Below are 24,274 nucleotides of genomic sequence, written 5' to 3'. Positions count from 1 at the left end.
ATCCTAGGCAGTTGGCGTCCTGCGGCACTTCAGCGGCCGGTCACGGCGCGGTAATTGACGCCCCGTCGAAAGGGATGAGCGGCGCATTACCCTTCGGTGGGTGAGGGGTTGGGAAGGCCGGGCTAGGGTCCGCTTGGATTCCGGCACATACCCCAAAGACTCCATACTTCAAAGAAAGCGGGGAGCAGTCACGCCATGGCGCAGCTCACCAATGAAGTCGAAAAGCACACCGACCTCTACGTCGAGGCCTTCAACCGAGGCGACGCCGACGCCGTCAACTCCTTCTACACGGACGAGGCCGTCGCCGTCTGGGAGCCGGGCAAGCCGCTGACCGGCCAGGCCCGCAAGGACAGCGTCAAGGAGTTCCTGGCCCTCGGCCCGAAGATGGTGGCCAAGGTACGGCAGTCCTTCGTCACCGGCGACACCGCCCTGCTGATCGTCGACTGGACCATCGACACCGTCGACGCGGACGGCAAGCCCGAGCACCTCAAGGGCATCGGCGTCGACGTGCTGCGCCTGGGCGAGGACGGCAACTGGCGCTACGCCATCGACGACCCGTACGGCCAGGCCGAGTAAGGCCGTCCGTCGGCGGCTCGCGGCCGCCGTCCCCACCCGTGCCCGGGTGCCCGGAACACTTGAGAAAGAGGACGTAACCCGCCATGACGACGTTCACCGTGCCCTTCGACCCCGAGAAGCCCGACCTCACCGACGACACCTGGACCCAGAACGAGATCTTCCTCCAGGTCTTCAACTCCGGTAACGGCGAGTTCTTCGACAGCCTCTACCGCGCGGACTCCATCTCCAACTTCTCCGGCGAGCCCCTCACCGGCGAGGCCCGCCTGAAGTTCTTCAAGGAGTTCCTGGCCACCAAGCCCAAGCTGGAGGCCAAGGTGACCTTCGCCTACACGGCCGGCGACGTGGCCCTGATCGGTGTCGACTACGCCATCGACGGCGTCAACGCCGAGGGTGAGCCCTTCCACCTGGAGGGCGTCTGCACCGACGTCCTGGTCAAGGTCGAGGACGGCCGCTGGCTGATGGCCATCGACCGCCCGGTGGCCCGGGGCGGCCTGGTCGCCTAAGCGCCCGTACGGACACCCCGAGAACGGCGCTCCCCGGCGCGGCCCCTGCCTCCGGTCCCCCACCGGGGCGGGGGCCTGTCGTCATGGGCAAAACATACCGATTATGCGGTATGGTCTGTCGCTCAGGTGAAGAGCCTATGGGGGTAGCGTGGGGATGCTCGTGTCCGGCCGTGGCGGGGTAGGGGAGTTGCGCATGTCCGGTCAGTCGTTCACCGGTGGCCTGGTGGCCGCCCTCGGGGTCATCGGGGGCAAGTGGAAGCCCCTGATCATCGCCGAACTGCACCGGCGGCCCCTCCGTTTCGGCGAGCTGCGGCGCGCCCTGCCGGGCGTCAGCGAGAAGGTGCTCAGCCAGCAGCTGCGCGAGATGGAGCTGGACGGCGTCGTCGACCGCGAGGTCTGTCTGTCCATCCCGCCCATGGCCGTGCAGTACTCGCTCACCGAGCTCGGCCTGACCCTCCACGAGAGCCTGCTGCCCCTCGCCGCCTGGGGTGAGCAGCACGAACTGCGCATGCCGGCACCCTCCGGGTGAAAGCCGGTACAAGCGACTTCGAACGGACCTCGAGAGAACCTCTAGAGGCCGCCACTAGCCTTCCCGTCGACTTCAGTGGGTGAACGAGCGCGGGAACGGAAAGCCGCACAAAGCACCGAGTCTGACCCTTCGTGACGTAACGTCGCGCCGCATGGCCCACGGCAAGCCGCCTTCTGAATCGACCGGCGACAACCTTTGCAAAACGATGCAAAAAGATCTTGGGTGAGCGATGCGGTTTCGAATGCTAGGTCCTCTGGAAGTCATTGACGCCGACCGCCCCGTGGCGCTGGGCGGCATCAAACAGCGCGCCACGCTCGGGTTTCTGCTGCTGCAGGCCAACAGGGTGGTGGCCACCAGCCAGCTGCTGCGGGCCCTGTGGCCCGTGGACGAGGCGCCCACCTCGGCCCGGAAGATCCTCCAGAACGCGGTCTGGGGGCTGCGCGGCGTGCTCTCGGCCGGCACGGCCGGGAACGACGGGGCGGGCGCCCCGGCCCTGCTGACCCAGGCGCCCGGCTATGTGCTGCGCGTCGACCCCGACGACGTCGACCTCCACCGCTTCCAGCGCCAGGTCGAGGCGGGCCGCGCCAAGTTCTCCGCCGGCGCCCCCGAGGACGCCGCGACGCTGCTGCGCGAGGCCCTCACCCTCTGGCAGGGCCCCGCCCTGGCCGACCTGGTGGAGACCGGTATCGCCTGGCCCGAGCTGGCCGCCGTGGAGAAGGCCCGGCTCGACGCCATGGAGGACTTCTTCGAGGCCGAGCTCGCCTGCGGACGCCACCAGGCCGTCCTCGGCGAACTGGAGACCATGGTCGCCGCCGAGTCCCTGCGGGAACGTTCCTGCGGGCAGTTGATGCTCGCCCTGTACCGCTGCGGCCGGCAGGCCGACGCCCTCGCCGTCTACGACAAGGTGCGCACCACCCTCGTGGAGGACCTCGGCCTGGAGCCCGGCCGTTCGCTGCGCGACCTCCAGCACGCCATCCTCACCCACGACACCTCGCTCTCCCTGCCCCCGAGCCGGCCCCCGGGCGCCGCCCCCTACCAGCTGGGCCGCCGGACCGCGCGCGAGCAGACCGCCGAGATCCCGGCCCAGCGCCGCCCCGGCTCCGGGGGAGCGCCGCTGGCCTCCGTGCCCGACCCGGCCCCCGCCGCCGCGGCGCACCGCGCCCGTACGGCCGTCGCGGCACCCGACGGGCGCCGGACCGCGGCCGCGGCCACCGTCACCGAGCGCACCCAGGTCAGCGTCGCGCTGATCGCCACCGAACTCCCCGAGGACACCCCGGGCGGCACCTGGAGCGAGAGCGCCGACACCGCCCTGGAGGCCGTGGCCGGCGCCGTCCAGGAGAAGGCCGAGCACTTCGGCGGGACCGTCGTGGCCAGCATCGGCCCCGTCACCCTCGCCCTGTTCGGGGCCTGCTCCGGCGACGGCGACCGCAAGGACGCCGCCGAACGCGCCGTCCACGCGAGCCTCGCGGTCCGCGACGCCCTCGGCTCGGCCGCGTACGCCACCGGCCGGCACGGCCGGCATCCGGCCGTCCGCGCCGCCGTCGTCACCGGCGAGGCGATCGTCCGCTACCGCCCCGACGACCCCGGCACCCCGCCCACCCTCATCGGCACCCTGCTGCACACCGGCCAGTCGCTGCTGGACCGGGTGCCCGCCGGCGAGGTCCGGGTCTGCGCCAACACCCGCGAGGCCGCCGAGGCCGCCATCACCGTCGACCCGGCCGGCGACCCGGCCACCGGCTGGGAGGTACGCGGCATCCGCCGCGAGTACCCCGGCGAGCACACCGTCCCCATCGTCGACCGCGACTGCGAACTCGACCTGCTGCGCGGCCTGCTGAGCCGCACCCGGCACCGGGCCAAGCCCCACCTGGTCACCGTCCTGGGCGACCCGGGCATCGGCAAGACCCGCTTCGTGACGGAGTTCGCCCGCGCCTTCGCCGACCAGCCCGAACCCGCCCGCTTCCTGGTGGGCCGCGCCCCCTCCTTCCCGGGGGACGACGCCCTCGCGGTGCAGGGCGAGATCCTCGCCGCCGCCTGCGGCATCCTGCCCGGACAGCCCGCCGGGGAGGCACGCGCCCAGCTCGCCGCGACCGTCCGCCGCGTGGCCGCCGACCCGCGCGAGGCCGACCGCCTGCTGCCGCCGCTCACCCCGCTCGTCACCCCGGGCCACGAATCCGCCGACCCGGCCGAGGCCCTGGCCGCCTGGCGGCGCCTCGTCGTGGCACTCGCCGCCGAACGCCCCCTGGTCCTGATCATCGACGACCTCCACCGGGCCGATGACGCCCTCCTGGACTGCGTCGAGGACCTCGTGGAGACCGCGGGCGCCGTACCGCTGCTGGTGGTGGCCGCCGCCCGCCCGGAGCTGCTCCAGCGCCGCCCCGACTGGGGCGCGGGCAAGCGGCACACCAGCACCCTCGGCCTGGACCCGCTCTCGGACGCGGCCATCGACCGCCTCCTGGAGGTCATGATCGCGCCGGAACAGGCCGCCGCCGTCGGCGAGGGCCCGGACGACCGCCGCCGCTATATGCGCAGACTCCTGGCCTCGGGCTCCCCCTCAGGAGCCCTCCGCCACCTCTACGGCCGCATCCGCAAACCGCTGAGCCTGCCGGCGGCGGTGTGAGAACCCGGAGGGGCTGGATTCTCCAGCCCCTCCGGCGTTTGAGGACCGGGGGCCCGGGGGCGGAGCCCCCGAAACGACTACGCGGCAGCGCCCACCAGCCGCTCCCCGTCCTGGCGCCGCAGAATCTCGCAGACATCCCGCAGCCCACCCTCAAGCTGCGCGATCTCCGCGTCACTCAGATAGACAGACGGCTCGAACCGCAGCGTATGCACCGCACTGGCCGTCGGGAACGTCCGGATCCGGTGCTCCCGCAGCAGATACCCGGCCGCCACGTACCCGAAGAACCCCGCGTTCTCGCGGATGGGAGCCGACGCCGCCTCCGACTGGTCCTGGAACTCGAACCCGAGCATCAGCCCCTCGCCCCGGATGTCCGCGACGATCTCCGGGAAGTCCGCCCGTACGGACTCGAACATGGCCCGCAGGGCCTGCCCGCGCTCGGCGGCCAGCCGGTAGACGCGTCCGTCCTCCGCCTCCATCAGCTCCAGCACCTTCAGCGCCACGAAGCAGGAGAACGCGTCCTTCGCGAAGGTCGAGCTGTGCACCAGCTCGAACTCCTTGCGGTACCGGTCACGCCGGACCAGCATCACCGACGCCTTGGCGATCCCGCCGCCCAGGCTCTTGGCCAGCGCGTAGTAGTCACCCCGCAGCCCCACCAAGGAGCTCGCGAGGAACGCGCCGCTGCGCCCCATCCCGCTCTGCACCTCGTCGACGATCACCGGGCAGTCGATCTCGGCGGTGACCCGCTGGATCTCCGCCGCGAACTCGCGCGTGATGACGTTGATGCCGCCCTCGCCCTGGATCGGCTCCAGGACGAACGCGCAGAACACCGGCGCCTCGCGCCGTACGACCGCGATGGCGTCGCCCTCGACCACGACGTCGAAGAGCTCGGCGCGCTCCGCCTCGACGACCTCCTTGATCGCCTCCGGCCGGTCCCGGGGGATGAAGCGCGCCTGTGCGGCCAGCGCGGAGAAGGGCGCCCGGTAGCCCTCGTTGTGGGTCAGCTGGACGCTGCCCATCAGCTTGCCGTGGAAGGAGCCCTCCAGCGTCAGAAAGACCGGCGGACGCTGCCGGACGGCCTCATTCCGGCGGACGATCTCCGCGGCCAGGTCCTCGAACGCCGCCAGGTCCACCCGCTCGGTCGCGCTGAACCCGAGCGCGCCCAGCGCCTCGCCGGACAGCGACGCCTCGCCCCCCAGGAGCGCCGCCCGCGCGGCCTCCAGGTGCTCGGCGACGGGGGCGGCCAGCTCGTCCATCCGCATCCTGCGGTCGAGCTCCGCGTGCTTGACGGCGGCCTCGACGGCCTCGGCGCCCGTATTGGCGAAGATCGCCGAATAGACGTCGGTCGTGCCGAGTTCCCGCTGGAGAATGGTGTTGAGCGCCGCGGCCACCTGATTGGCGTAGGGGTGCCGCGAGAACTGCGCGTGCACCGGAACCCCGCTGTCGAGCAGCGATTTGGCGAGGGCGGTTATTTCGGGGTTGTTGTGCCCCAGCATCAGGGAGCCGTAACCGCCCGCGTAGTCGACCACGGGGACTTCCCCGCCGTCCGCGTCCCGGTAGTAGAGGGTGTTTCCCTCGGCGCGGACGTACTCGACGTCGAGACCGACGGAGGCGAGCCACTCGAGGAGAAAAGGCTCCGCGAGTTCGAGCTCGGGGGCCGCGGCGGATTCAGTGGATCCAGGGGATTGAGCGTTCATGGCGCCCGACCATACGGCGGCGCGGTCATCGGTCGTTCTTTATCCGGACTTTGAACTCCCCGGCGATTGCCGGGGAGTTCGAGGGCCGCCGGCCCGGTTACGGAACCAGCGCGTCGACCCCGAGCGCCTCGGCCACGAGATCCGCCACCTCACGCGTGTGGTGGTCGAGGTAGAAGTGACCGCCGGAGAACACCCGCAGGTCCGTCCGCGCCGCCGAGAAACCCCGCCAGTCGGAGGCCTCCTCGACCGTCACGACCGGGTCGTTGTCCCCGATCAGCACGGTGAAGGGCACGTTCAGCGGCGCCCCCGGCGTCCACGCGTACGCCCCGATGGCCCGGTAGTCGGCCCGCAGCGCCGGCATCACCATGGCCAGCAGGTCCGGGTCCTGGAAAACCCCGCCCGTCGTACCGCCGAGCCGCCGGATGGCGGCGAGGACGTGCGCGTCCGTGCGCACCTGGTCGTGGGGGCTGGGCGCCGCCGCCGGCGCGCCGCGCCCGGAGAGGAACAGCCGCTCCGGCCCGGGGGCCGACCGCTGCTCCAGCCGGCGCGCCGTCTCGTAGGCGAGCACGGCGCCCATGCTGTGCCCGAAGAAGGCGAACGGACGGTGGTCGTCCAGCGCGCTCATCTCGTCCGCCAGCCGGTCGGCGAGCCGGGTGATGTCGTCCACCGGCGGCTCCTGGTGGCGGTCCTGCCGCCCCGGGTACTGCACGGCCACCACGTCGACCGCCGGCGCCAGCGCGCGCGACAGCGGCACGAAGGCGCTGGCCGCCCCTCCGGCGTGCGGGAAGCAGACGAGGCGCGGTCCGTCCTGCGGAGCCTGGCCGTAGCGTCGGAACCAATCACTGCCCACTGCGTCTTCTCCTCGCGTGCGTTGCGGACCGTGCCGGGGCATTTTCCGCCGAGTCGCTCGAGGCTGGCACGAGACGCGCACGAGAACCCCTGATCGAGGCATATCGAGGCACTCCGCAAGGGCCATGAGGGCATATTCTGTGGGCCCGCAGAGCATCCACGGCGCATACGGAAGGCAACCGGCCGGGGATCGACCGGAGGGGGAGCTGAACGGCGATGCAGGAGAGATCCGGGCGGACCCGCAGGAGGTTGCTCGAAGCCGCCGCCGCGCAGATCGACGCATGCGGATACGCGGACGCCAAGCTGAGCGACATCAGCCGGTGCGCCGAGGTGACCACGGGCGCGCTCTATTTCCATTTCTCCTCCAAGACCGATCTGGCGGAAGCGGTCCAGCGGGCCGCCTGCGCGATGCTCGAAGAGACCGTCGACCAATTGCTGGCCCGTTGCTCGCCCATGCAGGCCCTGATCGACGTCACCCACATCCTGGCCCGCTGGATCTGCGAGGAGCCCATCGTCCGGGCCAGCCTGCGGATCGGCCGGGAGCGCGGCCGGGACGGCTCCGCGATCGTCGACTTCCACGCGGTGTGCGTCCGCACCGGGCTGCGGCTGCTGCGCGACGCCCGCGCCGGCCAGCGGGTGATCCGCGCCGACGTCTCCGCCGACTCCGCCGAGGGGCTGGTCACCGCCGTGCTGTCCGGCACCGAGGCGGACGCCTGCCGGGGCATGGACCCCGACCGCCTCGCCGCCCGGCTGACGGGGATGTGGGACCTCCTCGTCGGCGCCCTCGTCGTACGCGACCTGAGCGCCGGGCTCCGCACGGGACCGCCCCACGCGCCGCTGCCGGGCGGCCGCGCCCACGAGGCGGTCACCGCCTGACACCCGTGCCGCGACTCTGGTGATTACCCGCGTGATTACCCGTCGGTGAACACTCAGTAGGACCCCTCCGGTTAGCTTCTCGACCTGGGAGGAGTCCCGAGGGGGGAGTTCCCCGAGGGGCTCGGACGTCCCGCGAGGTACGAGGAGTTGTGATGGATACCTCTGTCATCACCGGGGGAGCGGAGGCGGGCGCGGCGGCGGGGACGGAACCGGCGACGACGGGGACGGAACCCGAGGCCTGGGAATCGGTCATCGGACGGGACTTCGCCCGGGCGCTCAACGAGGGCCTGGCCCGGGCCCGCGCGACCACCCCGCCACGGCCCCGGCGCGGCCGTACACCCCGGCCCGCGCCCTCCGGAGCGACTCCGGCGGGGACGGGAGCCGCCGTAACAGCCCCCGCCGCAGCGTCCTCCTCCGTCACGAGCCTCGCCAGGCCGAAACCATCCAGAACCGGAGCCGGAGCCGGAATCGGAACCAAAACCGGAACCAAAACCGGAACCGAGGACTCCGGCAGCGCCGCCCCCACGGCCGCCCCCGACGAGCACACGGATTGCCGCTGGCAGGAGCGCCGCCGGGTCGCCCGTGATCTCCACGACCACATCGGCGGCGCCCTCGCCACCGCCCGCCGCCTCCTCGTCGAGTGCGGCCCCGGCGTGGACGACCCGGGCCGGCTCGCCGCCGCCCAGGTCTTCCTCCACGAGGCGGAGGATCATCTGCGGGACATGCTGGGCGAGTTGGTCACGGCGACGGAGCTGCCGCCGCTCGGCGAGGCCATCGAGGGGTTCGCGGCGGAGGCCGCGCCGCCCGGCCTCGACGTCACCGTGAAGATCACCGGCAATGAGAACCTCGTCGCCACCGCCCACCGCCGCGCGCTGTTCCTGGCCGTCCGCGAGGCGCTGCGCAATACCTTCGAGCACGCCGGGGCGAGCCGCGTCGCCGTCTCCGTCCGCACCACCCGCTGGTGGGTCCACGCGGCCGTCGAGGACGACGGCCGGGGCTTCGACCCGGAGCGCGTGACCACCGGCGCGGGCCGCCCGGCCCGGGGCATCGCGTCGATGACCCAGCGGGTCGAGGACATCGGCGGAAAGCTGACGATCGAGAGCTCGCCCGTCGACGGCACCAGGGTCGACATGCACCTGCCGCTGCGCCCCCGTACGTAGACCCCCCGTCCCCCGTCCCCATCCAATCCAGTGCTGCCAGCGGGCCGGCCGATCCGCCCGCGCCGAGGAGTTGTTGTGCGCAAGGTGCTTATCGCCAATCGTGGTGAAATCGCTGTCCGTGTCGCTCGTGCGTGCCGGGACGCGGGGATCGCGAGTGTGGCGGTCTATGCCGATCCGGATCGTGACGCGTTGCATGTCCGGGCGGCCGACGAGGCGTACGCGCTGGGTGGTGAGACCCCGGCCACCAGTTACCTGGACATGGGCAAGGTGCTGGCCGCGGCGGCGGAGTCGGGCGCGGACGCGGTCCATCCCGGTTACGGGTTCCTTTCCGAGAACGCGGAGTTCGCGCAGGCGGTGCTGGACGCGGGGCTGACGTGGATCGGCCCGCCGCCGCAGGCGATCCGGGATCTGGGTGACAAGGTCGCGGCCCGGCACATCGCCCAGCGCGCCGGCGCGCCCCTGGTCGCAGGGACTCCCGATCCGGTCTCCGGGGCGGAGGAGGTGGTGGCTTTCGCCCGGGAGCATGGTCTGCCGATCGCGATCAAGGCGGCGTTCGGTGGCGGTGGCCGTGGCCTGAAGGTCGCCCGGACGCTGGAGGAAGTGCCGGAGCTGTTCGAGTCGGCGGTGCGGGAGGCGGTGGCGGCGTTCGGGCGGGGCGAGTGCTTCGTCGAGCGTTACCTCGACAAGCCCCGGCACGTCGAGACGCAGTGCCTGGCCGATGCGCACGGCAATGTCGTGGTCGTCTCGACGCGCGACTGCTCGCTGCAGCGCCGGCACCAGAAGCTCGTCGAGGAAGCCCCCGCCCCGTTCCTGTCCGACGAGCAGAACGCGCAGTTGTACGCGGCGTCGAAGGCGATCTTGAAGGAAGCCGGCTACGTCGGCGCGGGAACGGTGGAGTTCCTCGTCGGCAACGACGGCACGATCTCCTTCCTGGAGGTCAACACGCGTCTGCAGGTCGAGCACCCTGTCACCGAAGAGGTCACCGGCATCGACCTGGTCCGGGAGATGTTCCGGATCGCGGATGGTGAGGAACTCGGGTACGGCGACCCCGTCGTGCGGGGGCATTCGTTCGAGTTCCGGATCAACGGTGAGGACCCGGGCCGTAACTTCCTGCCCGCTCCCGGCACCGTCACCACCTTCACCCCGCCGACAGGTCCGGGTGTCCGCCTGGACGCGGGTGTGGAGTCGGGCTCGGTGATCGGCCCGGCGTGGGATTCGTTGCTGGCGAAGCTGATCGTGACGGGTGCGTCGCGTGAGCAGGCCCTTCAGCGGGCGGCCCGTGCTCTGGCGGAGTTCCGGGTCGAGGGCATGGCCACCGCCATCCCGTTCCACCATGCGGTCGTCACCGACCCGGCGTTCACCAGCGACCCGTTCCGCGTCCACACCCGCTGGATCGAAACCGAATTCGCCAACACGATAGAGCCGTTCGCCGCACCGGCCGGCGCCGAGGAGGACGTGCCGGAGGGCCGTGAGACGGTCGTGGTCGAGGTCGGCGGCAAGCGCCTGGAGGTCACGCTCCCGTCCTCGCTCGGCGCGAGCTTCAGCGGTGGCCCGGCCGCCGGTGGCGGCGGGCGGCCCAAGCGCCGCGCGGCGAAGAAAGCGGGCGCGGCCGCCTCGGGCGACTCGCTGACCTCCCCGATGCAGGGCACCATCGTCAAGGTCGCCGTCGAAGACGGCCAGCAGGTCAACGAGGGCGACCTCGTCGTGGTCCTGGAGGCCATGAAGATGGAACAGCCAATCAACGCCCACCGCTCCGGCACGGTCAAGGACCTGGCAGCGGAAGTCGGCGCGTCGCTGTCGTCGGGCGCGGTCATCTGCGAGATCAAGGACTGAGGACTGGCGACGGGCGGTCCGGGACGTACGACCGGACCGCCCGTCGCGGCGTGTGTGCTGTGTGCAGCCCGTGCGGGTCCTGTGGAGTCGCTGTATGTTCGATGAACGTAAGTTCCGTTTATGGAGATAAGTCCGCTCTTCGGGTGAACTTTCAGAGCATATGTGTGGCGCGCTTCCCGATGCGGCATGCACTGGACATAGGCTGGCACGCCATTTCGGCGGCCCTGGGCATCGAGAGAGCGACGCGACTGGGAGGCCGACATGGCGACACTGTGCAGACCGGCCATCGCTGTCCCCGAGCATGTGATCACAAGGGAGCAGACCCTGGATCTCGCGCGCACATTGCACGCGGACCACCCCCAGCTGGAGCTGGCGCTCCGGCTGATCGGCAATACGGGTGTGCAGACCAGGCACCTCGTACAGCCGATCGAGGACACGCTCAAGCACCCCGGCTTCACCGTGCGGAACGCCCGCTACGAGCGCGAGGCCAAGGCCCGTGTCCCCGCCGTCGTACGGAGTGCGCTCGACCACGCCGAGCTGACGGCGCGTGACATCGACCTGATCGTGTACGTGTCCTGTACGGGCTTCATGATGCCGTCGATGACCGCGTGGCTCATCAACACCATGGACTTCCGCAACGAGACCCGGCAGCTCCCCATCGCCCAGCTCGGCTGCGCGGCGGGCGGCGCCGCCATCAACCGCGCGCACGACTTCTGCCGGGCCTACCCGGAGGCGAACGTCCTGATCGTGGCCTGCGAGTTCTGCTCGCTGCTCTACCAGCCCACGGACCTCGGCGTCGGCAATCTGCTCTCCAACGGCCTCTTCGGCGACGCGATCGCCTGTGCGGTGGTGCGCGGCGAGGGCGGTACGGGCGTACGGATCGAGCAGAACGGCTCGCATCTGGTGCCCGACACGGAGGAGTGGATCTCCTACGGGGTGCGCGACACGGGATTCCACTTCATCCTGGACAAGCGGGTCCCGGGCACGATGGCCATGCTCGCGCCGGCCATGCGCGACATGGCCGAGCCGCACCAGTGGGACGTCTCCCAGCTCGACTTCTACATCGTCCACGCGGGCGGCCCCCGCATCCTGGACGACCTCAGCCACTACCTCGGCCTGGCCCCAGAAACGTTTCGCTATAGCCGCGAGACCCTCACGGAGCGGGGCAACATCGCCAGCGCCGTCATCTTCGACGCCCTTGAACGGATGTTCCAGGACGGCGGCGCCGACGATTCGGCCCGGGGCATCATCGCGGGCTTCGGCCCCGGCATCACGGCCGAGATCGCCCTGGGCACATGGACGTCGGACCGCGAGCGGGTGCCGGTGAGGATGCCGCTTTCGGCGTAACAGGGCCTGGGGCCAATTTCAGCCCGCCCGGCGTTCGAGGCCCGGGGTCAATTTCAGCCCGTCCGGCGTTTGAGGACCGGGGGGTCCGGGGGCGGAGCCCCCGAAAGCGGGGGCGCGAGGGGGCCGCAGGCCCCGCTCGGAAACGGTGAAAGGGCGGGGCCGGGGCAAAGTCACCGCAACCCGCACCGCCCCACCGGCGCCCCCGGCACTCCCGGCACTCCCGGCACCCCAGTCACCCCCACGGCCGCGAGCCCCAACGCCAACGCCACCCCCCGCACATCGGGCCGATTCCCGATCGGTTCACCCCGCGCCGAAGCCCCGCACTGTCCACCCCCGGTCGCCCGCAACAACCCCCGCGCCTCCCCGGGCGTGAGCGGCTCCCTCCCCACCCCCCGCAACAACCCCTGCACGCACGCCAGTGCCCCTGCCACCACCGCCGCCGCGGCCGACGTGCCGCAGAAGTCGTCCGTGTACCAGCGGGCCTCGTCGGGGCCGCCCCGCAGCTCCCCGGGGCCGTCCCACCGGCCGCCCGTGGTGGTGATTTCGTGACCCCACCCCTGGGCGTCCACCCGCCCGCCATGGTTCGAGAAGGGAAGCCGGGATCGATCGGGCCCGTGGTCCCGGCCGTGGGTGCCGGGCGGCGGGGCGCCGGCGCCCACGAGCACGGCCCCTGATTCAGCGCTGCGCAACGGATTCCGCCACCACGCCGGAAACCCGTCCGGCCGCACCTCGTACAGCGCGTCGTCCAGCCCCTCCCCGCCGTTCCCGGCGGCGGCCACGACGAGCACGCCCCTGGCCGTCGCGTGGCGGACGGCCGCGTGGTCGTCGGGCCACCACTCCAGGGGGAGGCAGCCGCGCTGGTCGTCGCGGGCGGCCCAGCCGTGGCGGGGGCCGGGCCGCTGCAGCGGGAGCAGGACGATCCCGCCCGGTGGAAGCCGGTCCGCCGCGGCGAGGACGGCGCGGGCGGTGCCGATGCCGGGGAAGGCCGCGGCGGCGGTGAGGGCGCCGGGCGCGATGCCCGTGACGCCGGAGCCGGTGCGGTCGCCGCCGATGACGCCCAGGGTGTGGGTGCCGTGGTTGCGCCAGGCCGGATCGTCCAGGGGCTGACCCGCGACGATGCCGGTGAGCTTGTGGCCGAGCCCCTCGTGGCCGAGCTGCCAGGCGGCGTCCACCACGACGACGCCCACGCCCTCGCCCGTGCCGCCCGGACGGCTCCAGGCCCAGCGGGCGTCCACGCCGCCCGGGGCGGGACCGAGATATCCCTGACGGGGGCTGAGATCAGGTGTACGAGGCGCAGGCGCAGGCGCCGGTACAGGCGCAGACACAGGCACGGGCGCAGACTCACGGCCGGCGGGCAGCGCCCCCGGTTTGACGTACGCCGTCTCGATGCCGGGCAGGGTGCCGAGCCGGACGGCGAGCTCGTCGAGGTGGCGTTCGGTGCCGCGCACCCGGTGGAAGAGGGCGAGCTCGGGGACGGCCGTACGGGCGGGGGCGAGCGGCTCCAGGGTGAGCCGTTCGTCGGCGAGGAAGGCGTCGAGCGCGGACAGGTCGGCCCCTGTGCGGGACCGTACGCCCGTGGGGCCGGCGCGCAGCGCGGCCTCGGGACGGGCGACCGCGATCAGCTCGCGGCCGACAGGGAGGTAGGTGAAGCCCTCGACCACCACCCGTACACGGTGGCGGGGGCGGGCGGAGCCGGGCAAGGCGGTGGGTACGGCTTCTGACGGAATCCCGTCAGAAGCCGTACCCACCACAGAGGACCGCTGTCCTCAGAGGCCGAACCTCAGAGGTCGAACTCCGCGGGGTTGATCCCGAGCGCGAAGCAGACCTCGCGGACGACGGCCTGCTCCGTCTTGTCGAAGTCGCCGTCGGCGCCGCCGATGACAATGCCGATCTGAATGACGGCACGCGCCTCGGTCGGCTTCTTCTGGACCTTGCCGATGGTCTGGAGAATGCTGACCTTGCCGAACTCGAAATCGGTCGACAGCTTCTGGCAGTAGTCGTTGAAACGGGCCTGGAGATCGTCGACGGGGAAGTTCCGCAGAACGTCGTTCGTGGCGATCAGAGAGGCGACGCGCTGTCGCTCGGAGGCGTCGATCGAACCGTCAGCGGCCGCCACCAGGGCGCACATTGCCATGCTCGCGTCACGGAATGCGCCGCTCTTGAGGTCGTTCTTCTTCGCCAGCAGCTGGCCCTGCATTGTGGTGGCCGAATCCTTGAGCCGGTCCCAGAGCGCCATGTGCGTAAATCTCCTTGTGAATACGGGGATGCACTGGCAGAACTGTTGAGACGGGTAAAGAAGTTCCCAAGGGGCCGGCGTGGGGTCAGTTGTGCGCCGCGTCGAGGTGAAGTGGCTTGATTTTTCCCTCGATCATCGCGCCCAGCCCGATGACGGAACACACATCGGGATTGTCGGCGATACGGACCATCATGCCCGTCGCCTGCTCGATCATCGTGTCCAGCCCGGGGAGACGCGCGCTGCCGCCCGCGAGCATGATGCCGCGCTCGGCGAGGTCGGCGACCAGATCGGGCGGGCACTCGCGCAGCACCCGGCCGATCGCGTCGAGCACGGCCGTGAGCGGGGAGTGGATGGCCTCGCGGACATGGGCGGTGTTCACGAGCACCGTGCGCGACAGTCCCGTGGCCACGTCGCGCCCGCGCACCTCCGCCTCGCAGCCCATCCGCGCCGGGTCGTAGAGCGCGAGGTGCAGCGGGTGGAGGCCCTGGGAGGGCAGCATCAGCTCGTGGACGCTGCGCAGGTGCTGGATGACGGCGTAGTCGATGGCGTCCCCGCCGATCGACACCTTCTCGGCGGCGACGATGGAGCCGAGCGAGAGCACGGCGACCTGGGTGGAGGCGGCGCCGCACACCACGATCATCGTGGCCTCCGGCTGCTCGACGGGCAGCCCGCAGCCGACGGCGGCGGCGATGAGCGTGTCGACGAGCTCGACGCGCCGGGAGCCCAGGGCGCTCAGCACCTCGACGGCCGCCCGCTGGGCGATCGGCTCGGCGTCGTGCGGCAGGCAGACGGCGGCCCGCAGCATCGGCTTGCGCCGCCAGGCCCGGCGGATCTTGTCGTTGACCAGGAAGCGCAGCATCCGCTGGGCCATGTCGATGTCGACCACCGTGCCACCGGAGATGGGCCGTACGACCTTGATGTGATCCGGCGTCCGCCCGGCCATCCCCCCGGCCAGCGAGCCCACCGCGATCAGCGACCCCGTCCGGGAATTGACGGCGGCGAGGCTCGGCTCGTCCACGATCAGGCCGTTGTCCTTGAGGTAGACGCGGGTCCTGGAGGCTCCGAGGTCGACGGCGACGGTGCAACGGGACAGCTGCTCGAGGCTGAGGGTCATCACGGTCCTGCCCTGGGGTGCGCGACGGATGAGGCGACGGGGTGAGGCGACAGATGAGGCGATGGGTGAGGCATGTGAGGAACACGGCCATCGTGCAAGGCGGCACGCCGCGCTGCCCGCTGAAATGGGCTGCACGGGGGCATGCGGACGCCCGAAAGAGCGGCCCGGGGGAGCAGCCCGGGGAAGCGGATGGTGAGCGGGGGCGGATACGGACACCCCCGTAGCCCGTGTCCGCACCCGGCTCACGGGAAGGAGTCTGCCAGCACCCACTGACAATCCCCGTGACCTCGGCTTTCGCCCCGGCACGGAGGGGCCTACGCTCGAAGGTATGACCGAGCCGCTCTCCTGGCGGGTCGCCGCGGACCTCGAAGGCCGCCCGACGGACCGGTCCTGCGCCCATCTGGCGCAGGTCGCGCCCACGGTGACCCCGAGCACGACGGAAGGCTGCGAGGACTGCCTGCGCATCGGCGCGACGTGGGTCCACCTCCGCGAATGCCTTACCTGCGGCCACATCGGCTGCTGTGACAGCTCTCCCCACCACCACGCGACCAACCACGCGCGGGAAAACGCCGGCCACGACATCGCCCGCTCCTTCGAACCGGGCGAGACGTGGGCCTGGTGCTACGCGGACGAAGTCCTGCTGCTGCCGCCGCCGTAGCCCTTCGGGGGGCACGCAGCGGACGCGCCCGTCCGGTACGGCACCGCCGGGCTCCCCGCCTGGGGCTGGGGCGCAGCCCTCAGCCGGTGCCCCGGGCCCCAGGGGGGCCGGGGGCGCAGCCCCCGGTTACGCGGCAAGGCCCCGCCCCGCAAGGCCCGCGCCCCGAAGGGGCGCGGGGAACTGCGCGACCGGCCACGACGCACCCGCAGATGACGTCACGGACTTCCAGCGGAGCGCTTAGCTCCCCTTCCGCACCCCCGGCAAATACCCCGCATGCGCATGCCCCCGCAGCGAGACCCGCGACAGCCCGAACGCCCGGAGGTACCCCCGGGGCCGCCCGTCCACCGCGTCCCGGTTCCGCACCCGCGTCGCGCTCGCGTCACGCGGCTGGCGCTGCAGCTCGCGCTGCGCGTCCTGCCGCGCCTCCGCCGTCGTCCGCGGATCGCGGATGACCGCCTTCAGCAGCGCCCGCCGTGTCGCGTAGCGCGCGACGACGATCTTCCGGGCCTCGTTCTTCGCGATCTTGCTCTTCTTGGCCATCAGACCTTCCCTCCCCGGGCCCGGATGCGGGCCACGGCCGCCTCGACGCCGATCGCGTCCACGGTCTTGATCCCCTTCGCGCTGAGCGTGAGCCGCACGGAACGCCCCTCGCTCGCGAGCCAGTACCGCTTGCGCTGGACGTTGGGGTCGAAACGGCGGGACGTGCGGCGGTGGGAGTGGGAGACGGAGTTGCCGAAGCCGGGCTTCCGTCCGGTCAGCTGGCAGTGCGCGGACATGTCCGGGACCTCCTGAACGCCCTAATGAAAATGGAAACCATTTCTGTATAGTAGCCCCATGCCCCGCACCCGCAACGACCTACGCCCCGTCATCAAGCTCCGCTCCACCGCCGGCACCGGCCACACCTACGTCACCCGCAAGAACCGCCGTAACAACCCCGACCGCCTCGAACTCCGCAAGTACGACCCCGTCGCCCGCCGCCACGTGACCTACCGAGAGGAGCGCTGACCTGCCATGAAGCCCGGAATCCACCCGCACTACGGCCCCGTCGTCTTCCGCGACCGCGCCGCGAACTTCGCCTTCCTCACCCGCTCCACCGCAGCCGGCACCACCACTGACAAGACGATCGAGTGGGAGGACGGCAACACCTACCCCGTCATCGACGTGGAGATCTCCTCGGCGAGCCACCCCTTCTACACGGGCACCGCCCGCGTCCTGGACACCGCCGGCCGCGTGGAGCGCTTCGAGCGCCGCTACGGCAACCGCGAGCCCAAGCGCAAGGACAAGCACGAGCACGAGCGCAAGGGCAGCCGGTGATGCGGAAGTTGCCCGTCGTCCTCGTCGCCGGCATGCACGCCGACGCCCGCCGCGCCGTCGTCGACAGCCTCCTGCGCACCGTCCCCGGCTCCGTCGCGCTCCACCACGACCTGTCGACGGCGGCCGCCACCGGCACCGTCCGCCGGACCGTGCGCGACCGTTCCGGCATGCTCGACGCCGACGCGACGCCGCTCGTCAACGACTGCGCCTGCTGCGCCCTGCGCGAGGACCTGATCCCCGAGCTGGAGCGCCTCGCCGGGCTCGGCGCCCACCGCCTGGCCGTCGTCGAACTGTGGGACTCCGTCGAGCCCATGAACATGGCGGAGGTCGTCGCCACGTACGGCGGCCCGGACACCCGGCTCTCCGGCGTGCTCACGGCCGTCGACCCCGCCCTGGTGCTGCCGACGCTCGCCAACGGCGACGACCTCGCCGACGCCGGGATCGCCGCGGCCCCCACCGATCGGCGCACCGTGGGCGACACCTTCGCCCGGCAGCTGGAGTACGTCTCCGTACTCGCCCTGGCGCACGGCGCCGAGGCGGCGGACGAGAGCGACCACGCCCTGCTGCACCAACTCGTCCCCACCGCCCGCTGCATTCCGGCCGAATCCGTGGAGCTGGCCGCCGCGGCCGTCGCCGGGTTCGACGTGAACGCTGCCGCCGCACGTCTGCACCCGGCCTGCGCGCTGCTGCCGCAGGCCGCCGACGCCCACGGGGTGGCCACGCTCGTATGGCAGCGCGACCGGCCGTTCCACCCCGGCCGGCTCTACGCCGCCCTGGAGGACCTGACCTGCGCCGCGGCCCGCAGCCGGGGCAGGTTCTGGCTGGCGGATCGGCCCGACACGCTGCTGTCGTGGGACGCGGCGGGCGGCGCCCTGTGCGTCGAGAACGCCGGGCCCTGGCTGGCCGCGCTGCCGGACGCCGCCTGGGAGATGGTGCCCGCCGAGCGCCGCGTGGCCGCGGCACTGGACTGGCACCCGGAGCACGGCGACCGCTCCCAGTACCTCACCTTCACCTCGCCCGGCCTCGACGGCGAGGGGCTCCGCTCACTGCTGGAGTCGTGCCTGCTCACGGACGCCGAGTACGCGGGCGGCCCGGACGCGTGGCGCCGGCTGCCCCCGGCTTTCGACGAGCTGCTCGACCCGGTCTCCTGAGTCGAGTCCGAGTCCGAGCCCGAGCCCGAGTCCGAGCCCGAGTCCGAGTCCGAGCCCGCCTTTTCCGCCCTCCGAAAGGACCCCATGGCCAGCCGCCCCGACGACCGCAAGCACCTCGGCAGGCGTCGTGACAAGCCTCGCCGGAATCCCCTCGACGCCGCCGGCATCACCTACGTCGACTACAAGGACACCGATCTCCTCCGGAAGTTCATTTCGGACCGGGGGAAGATCCGCAGCCGCCGGGTGACCCGGGTCACCGTACGTCAGCAGCGGCAGCTCGCCAGGGCGATCAAGAATGCCCGGGAGATGGCCCTGCTCCCGTATTCCGGAGCCTCCCCGGACGGACGTTCATCTTCCGGGAAGAAGTCGTGAAGTAGTGGCGGGAACACCCTGAGTGCACGTGCATCGGCTCATGCAGAGGCACATGAACGCGGCTATGATCCGGAGCAGTTGCCATCCTCGAATCCGTGTTCTGTGGATGAGGATGTCCCCTGCAATGATCCATTGATCCGGGAGAGTCCAGTGCCCCAGGCGTACAACGGCATGGCCGCCTCGGACATCGAAGATGTCGAATGGCGAAAGAGCGGGTACTCCAACTCTCAGGGCTCCTGCGTGGAGTTCGCCAAGCTGCCGGGTGGCGGGGTCGCCGTGCGCAACTCCCGCCACCCGGACGGTCCGGCGCTCGTGTACACACCCGCCGAGATCGAAGCCATGGTGCTGGGCGTCAAGGACGGCGAATTCGACTACCTGCTGCGCGACTAACCCCGTGATCTAGTCGCGGTCGCGTGGCAGCCGGAACAGAGCCCAGACGACTTTGCCGTGCAGCGCGCCCGCCAGTGGGTGCCAGCCCCACGCGTCGCTGAACGAATCGACCAGGTAAAGCCCGCGCCCGCACTCGTCCCCGGCGGCGGCCTCGCCCACGACCGGCCCCGTCTCGCTCGGATCGCGTACCGCGCACACGAGCCGCGAGGTCCAGCGCATCAGATGGAGGCGTACGGGCGTCTCGTACTCGCCGAGGGCCCGGCCGGCGGCCACCGGTGCGGCGACCGGCGCCGCCGCCGGTATCGCGTACCGCATCGAGTTGGTCACCAGCTCGCTGACGACGAGCGCCACCTCGTCGAAGAGGCCGATCAGATCCCATCGGTCGAGCGTGGACCGGGTGAATTTCCGAGCACTTCCGACCGCTTCGAAGTGGGGCGGAAGCGAACAGGAAGCCGAGGTGGAGGCTGCGGATGAGTCGATCGTGGGCAGCCCTCTCCATAAGGGGGAGAGCACAGTCGATCCTTCGGTACCCATCCGAGGCACTCCTGGCAATCGAGGACGTGACGTGCACGTGTGCGAGCTCCATGGTTGCCAATGCGCCCGGCGGATGCAAGGGCAGATGCACGTGCACGCGGTGGATTTGGGGGCGCACAGGGGGGTTGGGGTGCAATTCTCCCTACGCCCCCTGCGGTAGGGCTCCTGCCCGTGGCTGGTCTCCGTAACCGCACATGCACTCAACGAAGCCTGAAGATGGCAGACTTCGGCGCCGGGGGTAGCGGGGGTCGCCCTCAGAGAGGCGCGGAAACGACAGACCGGAACAGGACCGGAAGAGGAAGGGTCCCAGAGATGGCCACGAGCGAGTCGAGCGGTTCCGTGGTGCGACGCATACTCCTGGGCTCGCAGCTCAGGCGGCTGCGCGAGTCGCGTGGCATCACGCGCGAGGCGGCCGGCTATTCGATCCGAGCATCCGAGTCGAAGATCAGCCGTATGGAGTTGGGCCGGGTGAGCTTCAAGGCACGGGATGTGGAGGATCTGCTCACCCTCTACGGGGTCACGGACGGTTCCGAGCGCGAGGCCCTGCTGGGCCTCGCCCGCGAGGCCAATGTCGCCGGATGGTGGCACAGCTACAGCGATGTGCTCCCCGGGTGGTTCCAGACGTACGTGGGGCTGGAGGGCGCCGCCTCCGACATCTCGATCTACGAGGTCCAGTTCGTCCACGGCCTGCTCCAGACCGAGGGCTACGCCCACGCCGTCGTCGTCCGGGGCCAGCCCCATGCCGACGAGGCGGAGATCGAACGCCGGGTCTCGCTGCGCATGGAGCGCCAGAAGCTGCTGTTCTCCGAGCGCGCGCCCCGCTTCCACGCCGTCCTCGACGAGGCGGCCCTGCACCGCCCGTACGGTGGCGAAACGGTCATGCGCAATCAGCTCCAGCACCTCGCCGACATCTCCGAGCAGCCCAACGTGACCCTCCAGGTGATGCCCTTCGCCCACGGCGGACACGCCGCCGAGAGCGGCGCCTTCACGATGCTGCGCTTCCCCGAGTCGGACCTCTCCGACGTCGTCTACCTGGAGCAGCTGACCAGCGCGCTCTACCTCGACAAGGCCGAGGAAGTGGCCCAGTACACCCGGGTCATGGACCGGCTCCACGAGGACAGCCTCTCCCCGGAGAAGACCCGCGATCTGATTGCGCGGCATCTTCAACTCCTGTGACACATCAGTACGATGACGTCTCAGTAGCGCGGCATGGACGCGACATGGAGCGGCATGGAAGAGCGGTGCGCCCAAGCGACGCACTCGACGCACCTCATGACGGGCGCCCCGGGCGCCCCGCATTTCGCAGACGGGATGGCGCATGTCCGACGGCACGAACGGATCGCACGGGACGCACGGCCCCCAGCACACACACGGCTCCTACGGCTCCTGTTTCGACACGCTGGGCGCCCAGTACATCGACGGCGAATGGCGGGCCGGCACCGGCTCCTGGGACATCGTCGACTTCAACCCGTACGACGGTGAGAAGCTCGCCTCGATCACCGTCGCCGGCGTCGACGAGATCGACCAGGCCTATCGTGCCGCCGAGCGCGCCCAGCCCTCCTGGGCGGCCGTCAATCCGTACCGCCGCCGTCTGGTCTTCGAACGGGCCCTGCGCGTCATCGACGACAACGAGCCCGAGCTGACCGCCGCCATCACCGCCGAGTGCGGCGGCACGGCCGTCAAGGCCGCCTTCGAGCTCCACCTGGCCAGAGAGTTCTTACGGGAGGCCATACAGCTCGCGCTGCGCGCCGAGGGACGGATCCTGCCCGCCCCGGACGACACCCGCGAGAACCGCCTCTACCGCGTCCCGGTCGGGGTCGTCGGGGTGATCAGCCCCTTCAACTTCCCCTTCCTCCTCTCGATCAAATCCGTGGCCCCGGCCCTGGCCCTCGGCAACGCCGTCGTGCTCAAGCCCCACCAGAACACGCCGATATGCGGCGGCGGCCTGGTCGCCAAGCTCTTCGAGGACGCGGGCCTCCCCGGTGGCGTCCTCAACGTCGTCGTCACCGACATAGCGGAGATCGGCGACGCGCTCATCGAGCACCCCGTGCCCAAGGTGATCTCCTTCACCGGCTCCGACAAGGTCGGCCGCCATGTCGCCACCGTCGCCGCCTCGCACTTCAAGCGGACCATCCTCGAACTCGGCGGCAACAGCGCCCTGATCGTCCTCGACGACGCGGACGTCGACTACGCCGTGGACGCCGCTGTTTTCAGCCGTTTCATCCATCAGGGGCAGGTCTGCATGGCCGCCAACCGTGTGCTGGTGGACCGGTCCGTCGAGCGTGAATTCACCGAGAAGTTCGTCGCCAAGGTACGGACCCTGAAGGTCGGCGACCCCGGCGACCCGGCTACGCACATCGGCCCCCTCATCAACTCGGGCCAGGCGGAGGCCATCACCAGCCTGGTGGACCAGACCGTCGCGGACGGCGCCACCGCCCTCCTGCGCGGCCGGACGGACGGCACCCTCGTCGGCCCCTCCGTCCTCACGGGACTGCCGGCCGACTCCCCGATCCTGGCCCAGGAGATCTTCGGCCCCGTCGCCCTGATCATCCCCTTCGACGGCGAGGACGAGGCGGTACGGCTCGCCAACGCGACGCCGTACGGGCTGAGCGGCGCCGTGCACACGGGCGATGTGGAGCGGGGCGTCCGGGTGGCCCAGCGGATCGAGACCGGGATGATCCACGTCAACGACTCGACCGTGCACGACGAGGCGATCGTGCCGTTCGGCGGCGAGAAGCACTCGGGCGTGGGGCGGCTGAACGGCGACTCGATGGTCGACGCGTTCACGACGACGAAATGGATCTCGATCCAGCACGGGCGAAGCAGCTTCCCGTTCTGAGTGGGATCTAGGACATAGCCCGTCCTAGATCGGTCCTACCGTGAACCCATCGCCCCGGGACCCCCGGGAGCGAACGGAGGACGAAAGGCGGACCCATGGTCACTCTCGTGAGCGAGCGCAACCCCGGTGACGAGCGCGACACCCTGCTGGCCTTCCTGGAGGCCCAGCGCGGCGGCATCCGCCGCGCGCTCCTCGGCCTCACCGAGGAGCAGGCGGCCACCCGGCCGAGCGCGAGCGAGCTGTCCCTGTCCGGCCTGGTCAAGCACGTCGCGGAGGCCGAGCAGATCTGGGTCCGGCACGCCCAGGGCCTGCCCCCGGTCGTCCACCGCGACGAGTCCACCTGGAAGGACAGCTTCCGGCTGTTGGACGGTGAGACGGTCGAGGAGCGACTCGCCCACTGGGAGACCGTCGCGGCGGAGACCGAACGCTTCGTCCGTTCGGTGAAGAACCTGGAGGACACCTTCCCCCTGCCGGAGGCCCCCTGGTTCCCCAAGGAGAGCGTGTCCATGCGCTGGCTGGTGCTCCACCTCATCGAGGAGACCGCCCGGCACGCCGGCCACGCCGACATCATCCGTGAGTCCCTCGACGGGAAGACGTCGTTCGAACTGGTGGCCATGGAGAAGGGCGAGGACGCCTGAGCGGGCCTGTCGACGTCCGGTGTGGTGCCGCGTCCCGAAGGGGCGCGGGGAACTGCGCGAACAGCCACGGACGGGCCGCAGCCGTAGGACCTCACTTCCGGCGAAGCGCCTAGGCTGGGCCGCGAGAGCGATCGGGCGGCGATCGGGCGGGGGAGAAAGTCGAGGCGAGGATGTCGGCCATCCGGCTGCTGGTCCTGGGCGCGGTCCGGCAGCACGGCCGCGCCCACGGCTACCAGGTCCGCGGCGACCTGGAGACGTGGGGCGCCCAGGAATGGTCGAGCGCCCAGCCGGGCTCGATCTACCACGCGCTCAAGGCCATGGCCAAGCAAGGCCTCCTCGTGGCCCACGACACCGCCCCCAGCGAGGCGGGCGGCCCCCCGCGCACGGAGTACGAGCTGACGGAGGCGGGGGAGGCGGAGTACCTCACCCTGCTGCGCGCGGCCCTCGTCGCCCACGACCAGAAGACCGACGTCCTGACGGCGGGCGTCGGCTTCCTCGTCGACCTCCCCCGCGCCGAGGCCATCGCCCTCCTCCGGCAGCGCGTGGCCGCGCTGGAGGAATGGCGCGCCGACATCGACCGCCGCTGGACCCCGGGCGAGGGTGAGGACTGGGGCCACATCGCCGAGATCGGCACCCTCTGGCGCGGCATCGCGGAGGCGCGGGAACGCTGGGCGCGCGGCCTGATCGCCCGCCTGGAGGCGGGGACGTACGTGATGGCGGGGGAGGGCGAGCCCTGGAGGGGGATCGTCCGCTGAGATGGTGTACGCGGGGGGCGTTGAGCCGGTACGGTGGGACGCGAAGCGGCCCCCGCCAATAGAGCCGGACACTCTTTGACGAGGGCCAACCGAAAGCAGACGGTGCGTTGATCGGGAGTCCTCAGCTCATGTGAGGATTGCCGATCACCGTCCGGCCTTCGGTCATCGACCGGGCATCCACCCCCTCACCTTCCGCGCGATGCGCTTCCAGATCGACGGACGAATCCTCCGGTGACGCCCCACTGGCGCCCCCCTTCATACGACGCGGCCATATCCGGTGACCGCCGCC

The 24,274-nt window shown here is 71.2% G+C and carries 26 protein-coding genes; 18 read left to right on the top strand and 8 right to left on the bottom strand.

The features are described 5' to 3' along the window. The first annotated feature begins 195 nt into the window (after positions 1-195). The 4 genes from ACFYZR_RS26995 to ACFYZR_RS26980 all read left to right on the top strand — a co-directional run bounded on the left by ACFYZR_RS26995 (position 196) and on the right by ACFYZR_RS26980 (position 4,225). Positions 196-576 carry a YybH family protein gene (locus tag ACFYZR_RS26995; RefSeq protein WP_391914653.1) on the top strand — a complete coding sequence of 127 codons (381 nt, stop codon included), beginning with the start codon at positions 196-198 and terminating at the stop codon, positions 574-576. An 83-nt stretch (positions 577-659) separates the two neighbouring features. Then, positions 660-1,079 (top strand): DUF4440 domain-containing protein, encoded by a 420-nt coding sequence (locus tag ACFYZR_RS26990; protein ID WP_229357771.1) that lies wholly within the window; start codon positions 660-662, stop codon positions 1,077-1,079. 193 nt (positions 1,080-1,272) lie between these two features. Further along, entirely contained in the window at positions 1,273-1,608 is a 336-nt protein-coding gene (locus ACFYZR_RS26985) for a winged helix-turn-helix transcriptional regulator (protein WP_391914651.1), read from the top strand. A 241-nt stretch (positions 1,609-1,849) separates the two neighbouring features. Then, complete coding sequence (locus ACFYZR_RS26980; protein WP_391914649.1) at positions 1,850-4,225, top strand: BTAD domain-containing putative transcriptional regulator; 2,376 nt, start codon at positions 1,850-1,852, stop codon at positions 4,223-4,225. Between the two features lie 77 nt (positions 4,226-4,302). On the opposite strand, the gene ACFYZR_RS26975 is transcribed toward ACFYZR_RS26980, so the two are convergent. Both ACFYZR_RS26975 and ACFYZR_RS26970 read right to left on the bottom strand, forming a co-directional pair. After that, positions 4,303-5,919, bottom strand: coding sequence for an aspartate aminotransferase family protein (locus ACFYZR_RS26975; protein WP_391914647.1), 1,617 nt, complete (start codon positions 5,917-5,919; stop codon positions 4,303-4,305). Between the two features lie 97 nt (positions 5,920-6,016). Next, positions 6,017-6,769 carry a thioesterase II family protein gene (locus ACFYZR_RS26970; RefSeq protein WP_391914645.1) on the bottom strand — a complete coding sequence of 251 codons (753 nt, stop codon included), beginning with the start codon at positions 6,767-6,769 and terminating at the stop codon, positions 6,017-6,019. 215 nt (positions 6,770-6,984) lie between these two features. On the opposite strand from ACFYZR_RS26970, the gene ACFYZR_RS26965 reads away from it, so the two are divergent. From ACFYZR_RS26965 to ACFYZR_RS26950, 4 genes are all read left to right on the top strand, one after another. Beyond that, positions 6,985-7,644 carry a ScbR family autoregulator-binding transcription factor gene (locus ACFYZR_RS26965; protein WP_391914644.1) on the top strand — a complete coding sequence of 220 codons (660 nt, stop codon included), beginning with the start codon at positions 6,985-6,987 and terminating at the stop codon, positions 7,642-7,644. A 152-nt stretch (positions 7,645-7,796) separates the two neighbouring features. Continuing rightward, the gene (locus ACFYZR_RS26960) at positions 7,797-8,804 is read left to right on the top strand and encodes a sensor histidine kinase (RefSeq protein WP_391914641.1); all 1,008 of its coding nucleotides are present in this window, start codon (positions 7,797-7,799) and stop codon (positions 8,802-8,804) included. 75 nt (positions 8,805-8,879) lie between these two features. Then, the gene (locus ACFYZR_RS26955; protein WP_391914760.1) at positions 8,880-10,637 is read left to right on the top strand and encodes an acetyl/propionyl/methylcrotonyl-CoA carboxylase subunit alpha; all 1,758 of its coding nucleotides are present in this window, start codon (positions 8,880-8,882) and stop codon (positions 10,635-10,637) included. A gap of 261 nt (positions 10,638-10,898) precedes the next feature. Next, positions 10,899-11,984: a type III polyketide synthase gene (locus tag ACFYZR_RS26950; protein ID WP_391914639.1), complete on the top strand. Its 1,086-nt coding sequence runs from the start codon at positions 10,899-10,901 to the stop codon at positions 11,982-11,984. A 170-nt stretch (positions 11,985-12,154) separates the two neighbouring features. Here the strand turns inward: ACFYZR_RS26950 and ACFYZR_RS26945 are convergent, their stop codons facing one another. The 3 genes from ACFYZR_RS26945 to ACFYZR_RS26935 all read right to left on the bottom strand — a co-directional run bounded on the left by ACFYZR_RS26945 (position 12,155) and on the right by ACFYZR_RS26935 (position 15,334). Next, positions 12,155-13,648, bottom strand: coding sequence for a S8 family serine peptidase (locus ACFYZR_RS26945; protein ID WP_391914637.1), 1,494 nt, complete (start codon positions 13,646-13,648; stop codon positions 12,155-12,157). A 116-nt stretch (positions 13,649-13,764) separates the two neighbouring features. Then, positions 13,765-14,220, bottom strand: coding sequence for a tellurite resistance TerB family protein (locus ACFYZR_RS26940; RefSeq protein WP_391914635.1), 456 nt, complete (start codon positions 14,218-14,220; stop codon positions 13,765-13,767). 85 nt (positions 14,221-14,305) lie between these two features. Beyond that, positions 14,306-15,334 (bottom strand): rod shape-determining protein, encoded by a 1,029-nt coding sequence (locus ACFYZR_RS26935; RefSeq protein WP_391914633.1) that lies wholly within the window; start codon positions 15,332-15,334, stop codon positions 14,306-14,308. A 328-nt stretch (positions 15,335-15,662) separates the two neighbouring features. Between ACFYZR_RS26935 and ACFYZR_RS26930 the strand changes: the two genes are divergently transcribed. Further along, positions 15,663-15,992, top strand: a complete 330-nt coding sequence (locus tag ACFYZR_RS26930; protein WP_391914631.1) for a UBP-type zinc finger domain-containing protein — start codon at positions 15,663-15,665, stop codon at positions 15,990-15,992. Positions 15,993-16,229: 237 nt separating this feature from the next. On the opposite strand, the gene rpsN is transcribed toward ACFYZR_RS26930, so the two are convergent. Together rpsN and rpmB are read right to left on the bottom strand one after the other, a co-directional pair. Further along, a complete protein-coding gene (rpsN, locus tag ACFYZR_RS26925) occupies positions 16,230-16,532 on the bottom strand; it encodes a 30S ribosomal protein S14 (RefSeq protein ID WP_391914629.1) in 303 nt (100 codons plus the stop codon). Then, positions 16,532-16,768 (bottom strand): 50S ribosomal protein L28, encoded by a 237-nt coding sequence (rpmB, locus tag ACFYZR_RS26920; RefSeq protein ID WP_311614862.1) that lies wholly within the window; start codon positions 16,766-16,768, stop codon positions 16,532-16,534. The genes rpsN and rpmB overlap by 1 nt, the downstream gene beginning before the upstream one ends. 58 nt (positions 16,769-16,826) lie before the next feature. On the opposite strand from rpmB, the gene rpmG reads away from it, so the two are divergent. From rpmG to ACFYZR_RS26895, 5 genes are all read left to right on the top strand, one after another. Then, positions 16,827-16,997: a 50S ribosomal protein L33 gene (rpmG, locus tag ACFYZR_RS26915; RefSeq protein ID WP_391914626.1), complete on the top strand. Its 171-nt coding sequence runs from the start codon at positions 16,827-16,829 to the stop codon at positions 16,995-16,997. A gap of 6 nt (positions 16,998-17,003) precedes the next feature. After that, positions 17,004-17,306, top strand: coding sequence for a type B 50S ribosomal protein L31 (locus ACFYZR_RS26910; protein ID WP_391914624.1), 303 nt, complete (start codon positions 17,004-17,006; stop codon positions 17,304-17,306). Then, on the top strand, positions 17,306-18,457 hold the full coding sequence (locus ACFYZR_RS26905) for a CobW family GTP-binding protein (protein WP_391914622.1): 1,152 nt from the start codon (positions 17,306-17,308) through the stop codon (positions 18,455-18,457). The genes ACFYZR_RS26910 and ACFYZR_RS26905 overlap by 1 nt, the downstream gene beginning before the upstream one ends. An 84-nt stretch (positions 18,458-18,541) precedes the next feature. Next, positions 18,542-18,829, top strand: coding sequence for a 30S ribosomal protein S18 (gene rpsR, locus ACFYZR_RS26900; protein WP_391914620.1), 288 nt, complete (start codon positions 18,542-18,544; stop codon positions 18,827-18,829). A 150-nt stretch (positions 18,830-18,979) separates the two neighbouring features. Further along, positions 18,980-19,219 (top strand): DUF397 domain-containing protein, encoded by a 240-nt coding sequence (locus ACFYZR_RS26895; RefSeq protein WP_391914618.1) that lies wholly within the window; start codon positions 18,980-18,982, stop codon positions 19,217-19,219. Between the two features lie 9 nt (positions 19,220-19,228). Here the strand turns inward: ACFYZR_RS26895 and ACFYZR_RS26890 are convergent, their stop codons facing one another. Further along, positions 19,229-19,753 carry an ATP-binding protein gene (locus ACFYZR_RS26890; RefSeq protein WP_391914616.1) on the bottom strand — a complete coding sequence of 175 codons (525 nt, stop codon included), beginning with the start codon at positions 19,751-19,753 and terminating at the stop codon, positions 19,229-19,231. 312 nt (positions 19,754-20,065) lie between these two features. On the opposite strand from ACFYZR_RS26890, the gene ACFYZR_RS26885 reads away from it, so the two are divergent. From ACFYZR_RS26885 to ACFYZR_RS26870, 4 genes are all read left to right on the top strand, one after another. Further along, positions 20,066-20,929, top strand: a complete 864-nt coding sequence (locus ACFYZR_RS26885; RefSeq protein WP_391914614.1) for a helix-turn-helix domain-containing protein — start codon at positions 20,066-20,068, stop codon at positions 20,927-20,929. A 142-nt stretch (positions 20,930-21,071) separates the two neighbouring features. Beyond that, positions 21,072-22,592: an aldehyde dehydrogenase family protein gene (locus tag ACFYZR_RS26880; protein ID WP_391914612.1), complete on the top strand. Its 1,521-nt coding sequence runs from the start codon at positions 21,072-21,074 to the stop codon at positions 22,590-22,592. A gap of 95 nt (positions 22,593-22,687) precedes the next feature. Continuing rightward, positions 22,688-23,230: a DinB family protein gene (locus ACFYZR_RS26875; RefSeq protein ID WP_391914611.1), complete on the top strand. Its 543-nt coding sequence runs from the start codon at positions 22,688-22,690 to the stop codon at positions 23,228-23,230. A gap of 170 nt (positions 23,231-23,400) precedes the next feature. Then, on the top strand, positions 23,401-23,985 hold the full coding sequence (locus ACFYZR_RS26870) for a PadR family transcriptional regulator (RefSeq protein WP_391914609.1): 585 nt from the start codon (positions 23,401-23,403) through the stop codon (positions 23,983-23,985). Positions 23,986-24,274: the final 289 nt, after the last annotated feature.

Origin of the sequence: Streptomyces sp. NPDC001678, assembly GCF_042892945.1 — a bacterium.
Classification (GTDB): domain Bacteria; phylum Actinomycetota; class Actinomycetes; order Streptomycetales; family Streptomycetaceae; genus Streptomyces.
This window is presented reverse-complemented; position numbering and strand designations above follow the sequence as displayed.

Bases quoted from the DNA above. Each gene is read 5' to 3' on its own strand.
- ACFYZR_RS26885 (WP_391914614.1), top strand. From the start codon at position 20,066: ATGGCCACGAGCGAGTCGAGCGGTTCCGTGGTGCGACGCATACTCCTG.
- ACFYZR_RS26940 (WP_391914635.1), bottom strand. From the start codon at position 14,220: ATGGCGCTCTGGGACCGGCTCAAGGATTCGGCCACCACAATGCAGGGC.
- rpsN (WP_391914629.1), bottom strand. From the start codon at position 16,532: ATGGCCAAGAAGAGCAAGATCGCGAAGAACGAGGCCCGGAAGATCGTC.
- ACFYZR_RS26995 (WP_391914653.1), top strand. From the start codon at position 196: ATGGCGCAGCTCACCAATGAAGTCGAAAAGCACACCGACCTCTACGTC.
- rpmG (WP_391914626.1), top strand. From the start codon at position 16,827: ATGCCCCGCACCCGCAACGACCTACGCCCCGTCATCAAGCTCCGCTCC.
- ACFYZR_RS26910 (WP_391914624.1), top strand. From the start codon at position 17,004: ATGAAGCCCGGAATCCACCCGCACTACGGCCCCGTCGTCTTCCGCGAC.
- rpsR (WP_391914620.1), top strand. From the start codon at position 18,542: ATGGCCAGCCGCCCCGACGACCGCAAGCACCTCGGCAGGCGTCGTGAC.
- ACFYZR_RS26875 (WP_391914611.1), top strand. From the start codon at position 22,688: ATGGTCACTCTCGTGAGCGAGCGCAACCCCGGTGACGAGCGCGACACC.
- ACFYZR_RS26960 (WP_391914641.1), top strand. From the start codon at position 7,797: ATGGATACCTCTGTCATCACCGGGGGAGCGGAGGCGGGCGCGGCGGCG.
- ACFYZR_RS26890 (WP_391914616.1), bottom strand. From the start codon at position 19,753: ATGGGTACCGAAGGATCGACTGTGCTCTCCCCCTTATGGAGAGGGCTG.
- ACFYZR_RS26985 (WP_391914651.1), top strand. From the start codon at position 1,273: ATGTCCGGTCAGTCGTTCACCGGTGGCCTGGTGGCCGCCCTCGGGGTC.
- ACFYZR_RS26935 (WP_391914633.1), bottom strand. From the start codon at position 15,334: ATGACCCTCAGCCTCGAGCAGCTGTCCCGTTGCACCGTCGCCGTCGAC.
- ACFYZR_RS26930 (WP_391914631.1), top strand. From the start codon at position 15,663: ATGACCGAGCCGCTCTCCTGGCGGGTCGCCGCGGACCTCGAAGGCCGC.
- ACFYZR_RS26975 (WP_391914647.1), bottom strand. From the start codon at position 5,919: ATGAACGCTCAATCCCCTGGATCCACTGAATCCGCCGCGGCCCCCGAG.
- ACFYZR_RS26905 (WP_391914622.1), top strand. From the start codon at position 17,306: ATGCGGAAGTTGCCCGTCGTCCTCGTCGCCGGCATGCACGCCGACGCC.
- ACFYZR_RS26950 (WP_391914639.1), top strand. From the start codon at position 10,899: ATGGCGACACTGTGCAGACCGGCCATCGCTGTCCCCGAGCATGTGATC.
- rpmB (WP_311614862.1), bottom strand. From the start codon at position 16,768: ATGTCCGCGCACTGCCAGCTGACCGGACGGAAGCCCGGCTTCGGCAAC.
- ACFYZR_RS26965 (WP_391914644.1), top strand. From the start codon at position 6,985: ATGCAGGAGAGATCCGGGCGGACCCGCAGGAGGTTGCTCGAAGCCGCC.
- ACFYZR_RS26880 (WP_391914612.1), top strand. From the start codon at position 21,072: ATGTCCGACGGCACGAACGGATCGCACGGGACGCACGGCCCCCAGCAC.
- ACFYZR_RS26870 (WP_391914609.1), top strand. From the start codon at position 23,401: ATGTCGGCCATCCGGCTGCTGGTCCTGGGCGCGGTCCGGCAGCACGGC.
- ACFYZR_RS26980 (WP_391914649.1), top strand. From the start codon at position 1,850: ATGCTAGGTCCTCTGGAAGTCATTGACGCCGACCGCCCCGTGGCGCTG.
- ACFYZR_RS26990 (WP_229357771.1), top strand. From the start codon at position 660: ATGACGACGTTCACCGTGCCCTTCGACCCCGAGAAGCCCGACCTCACC.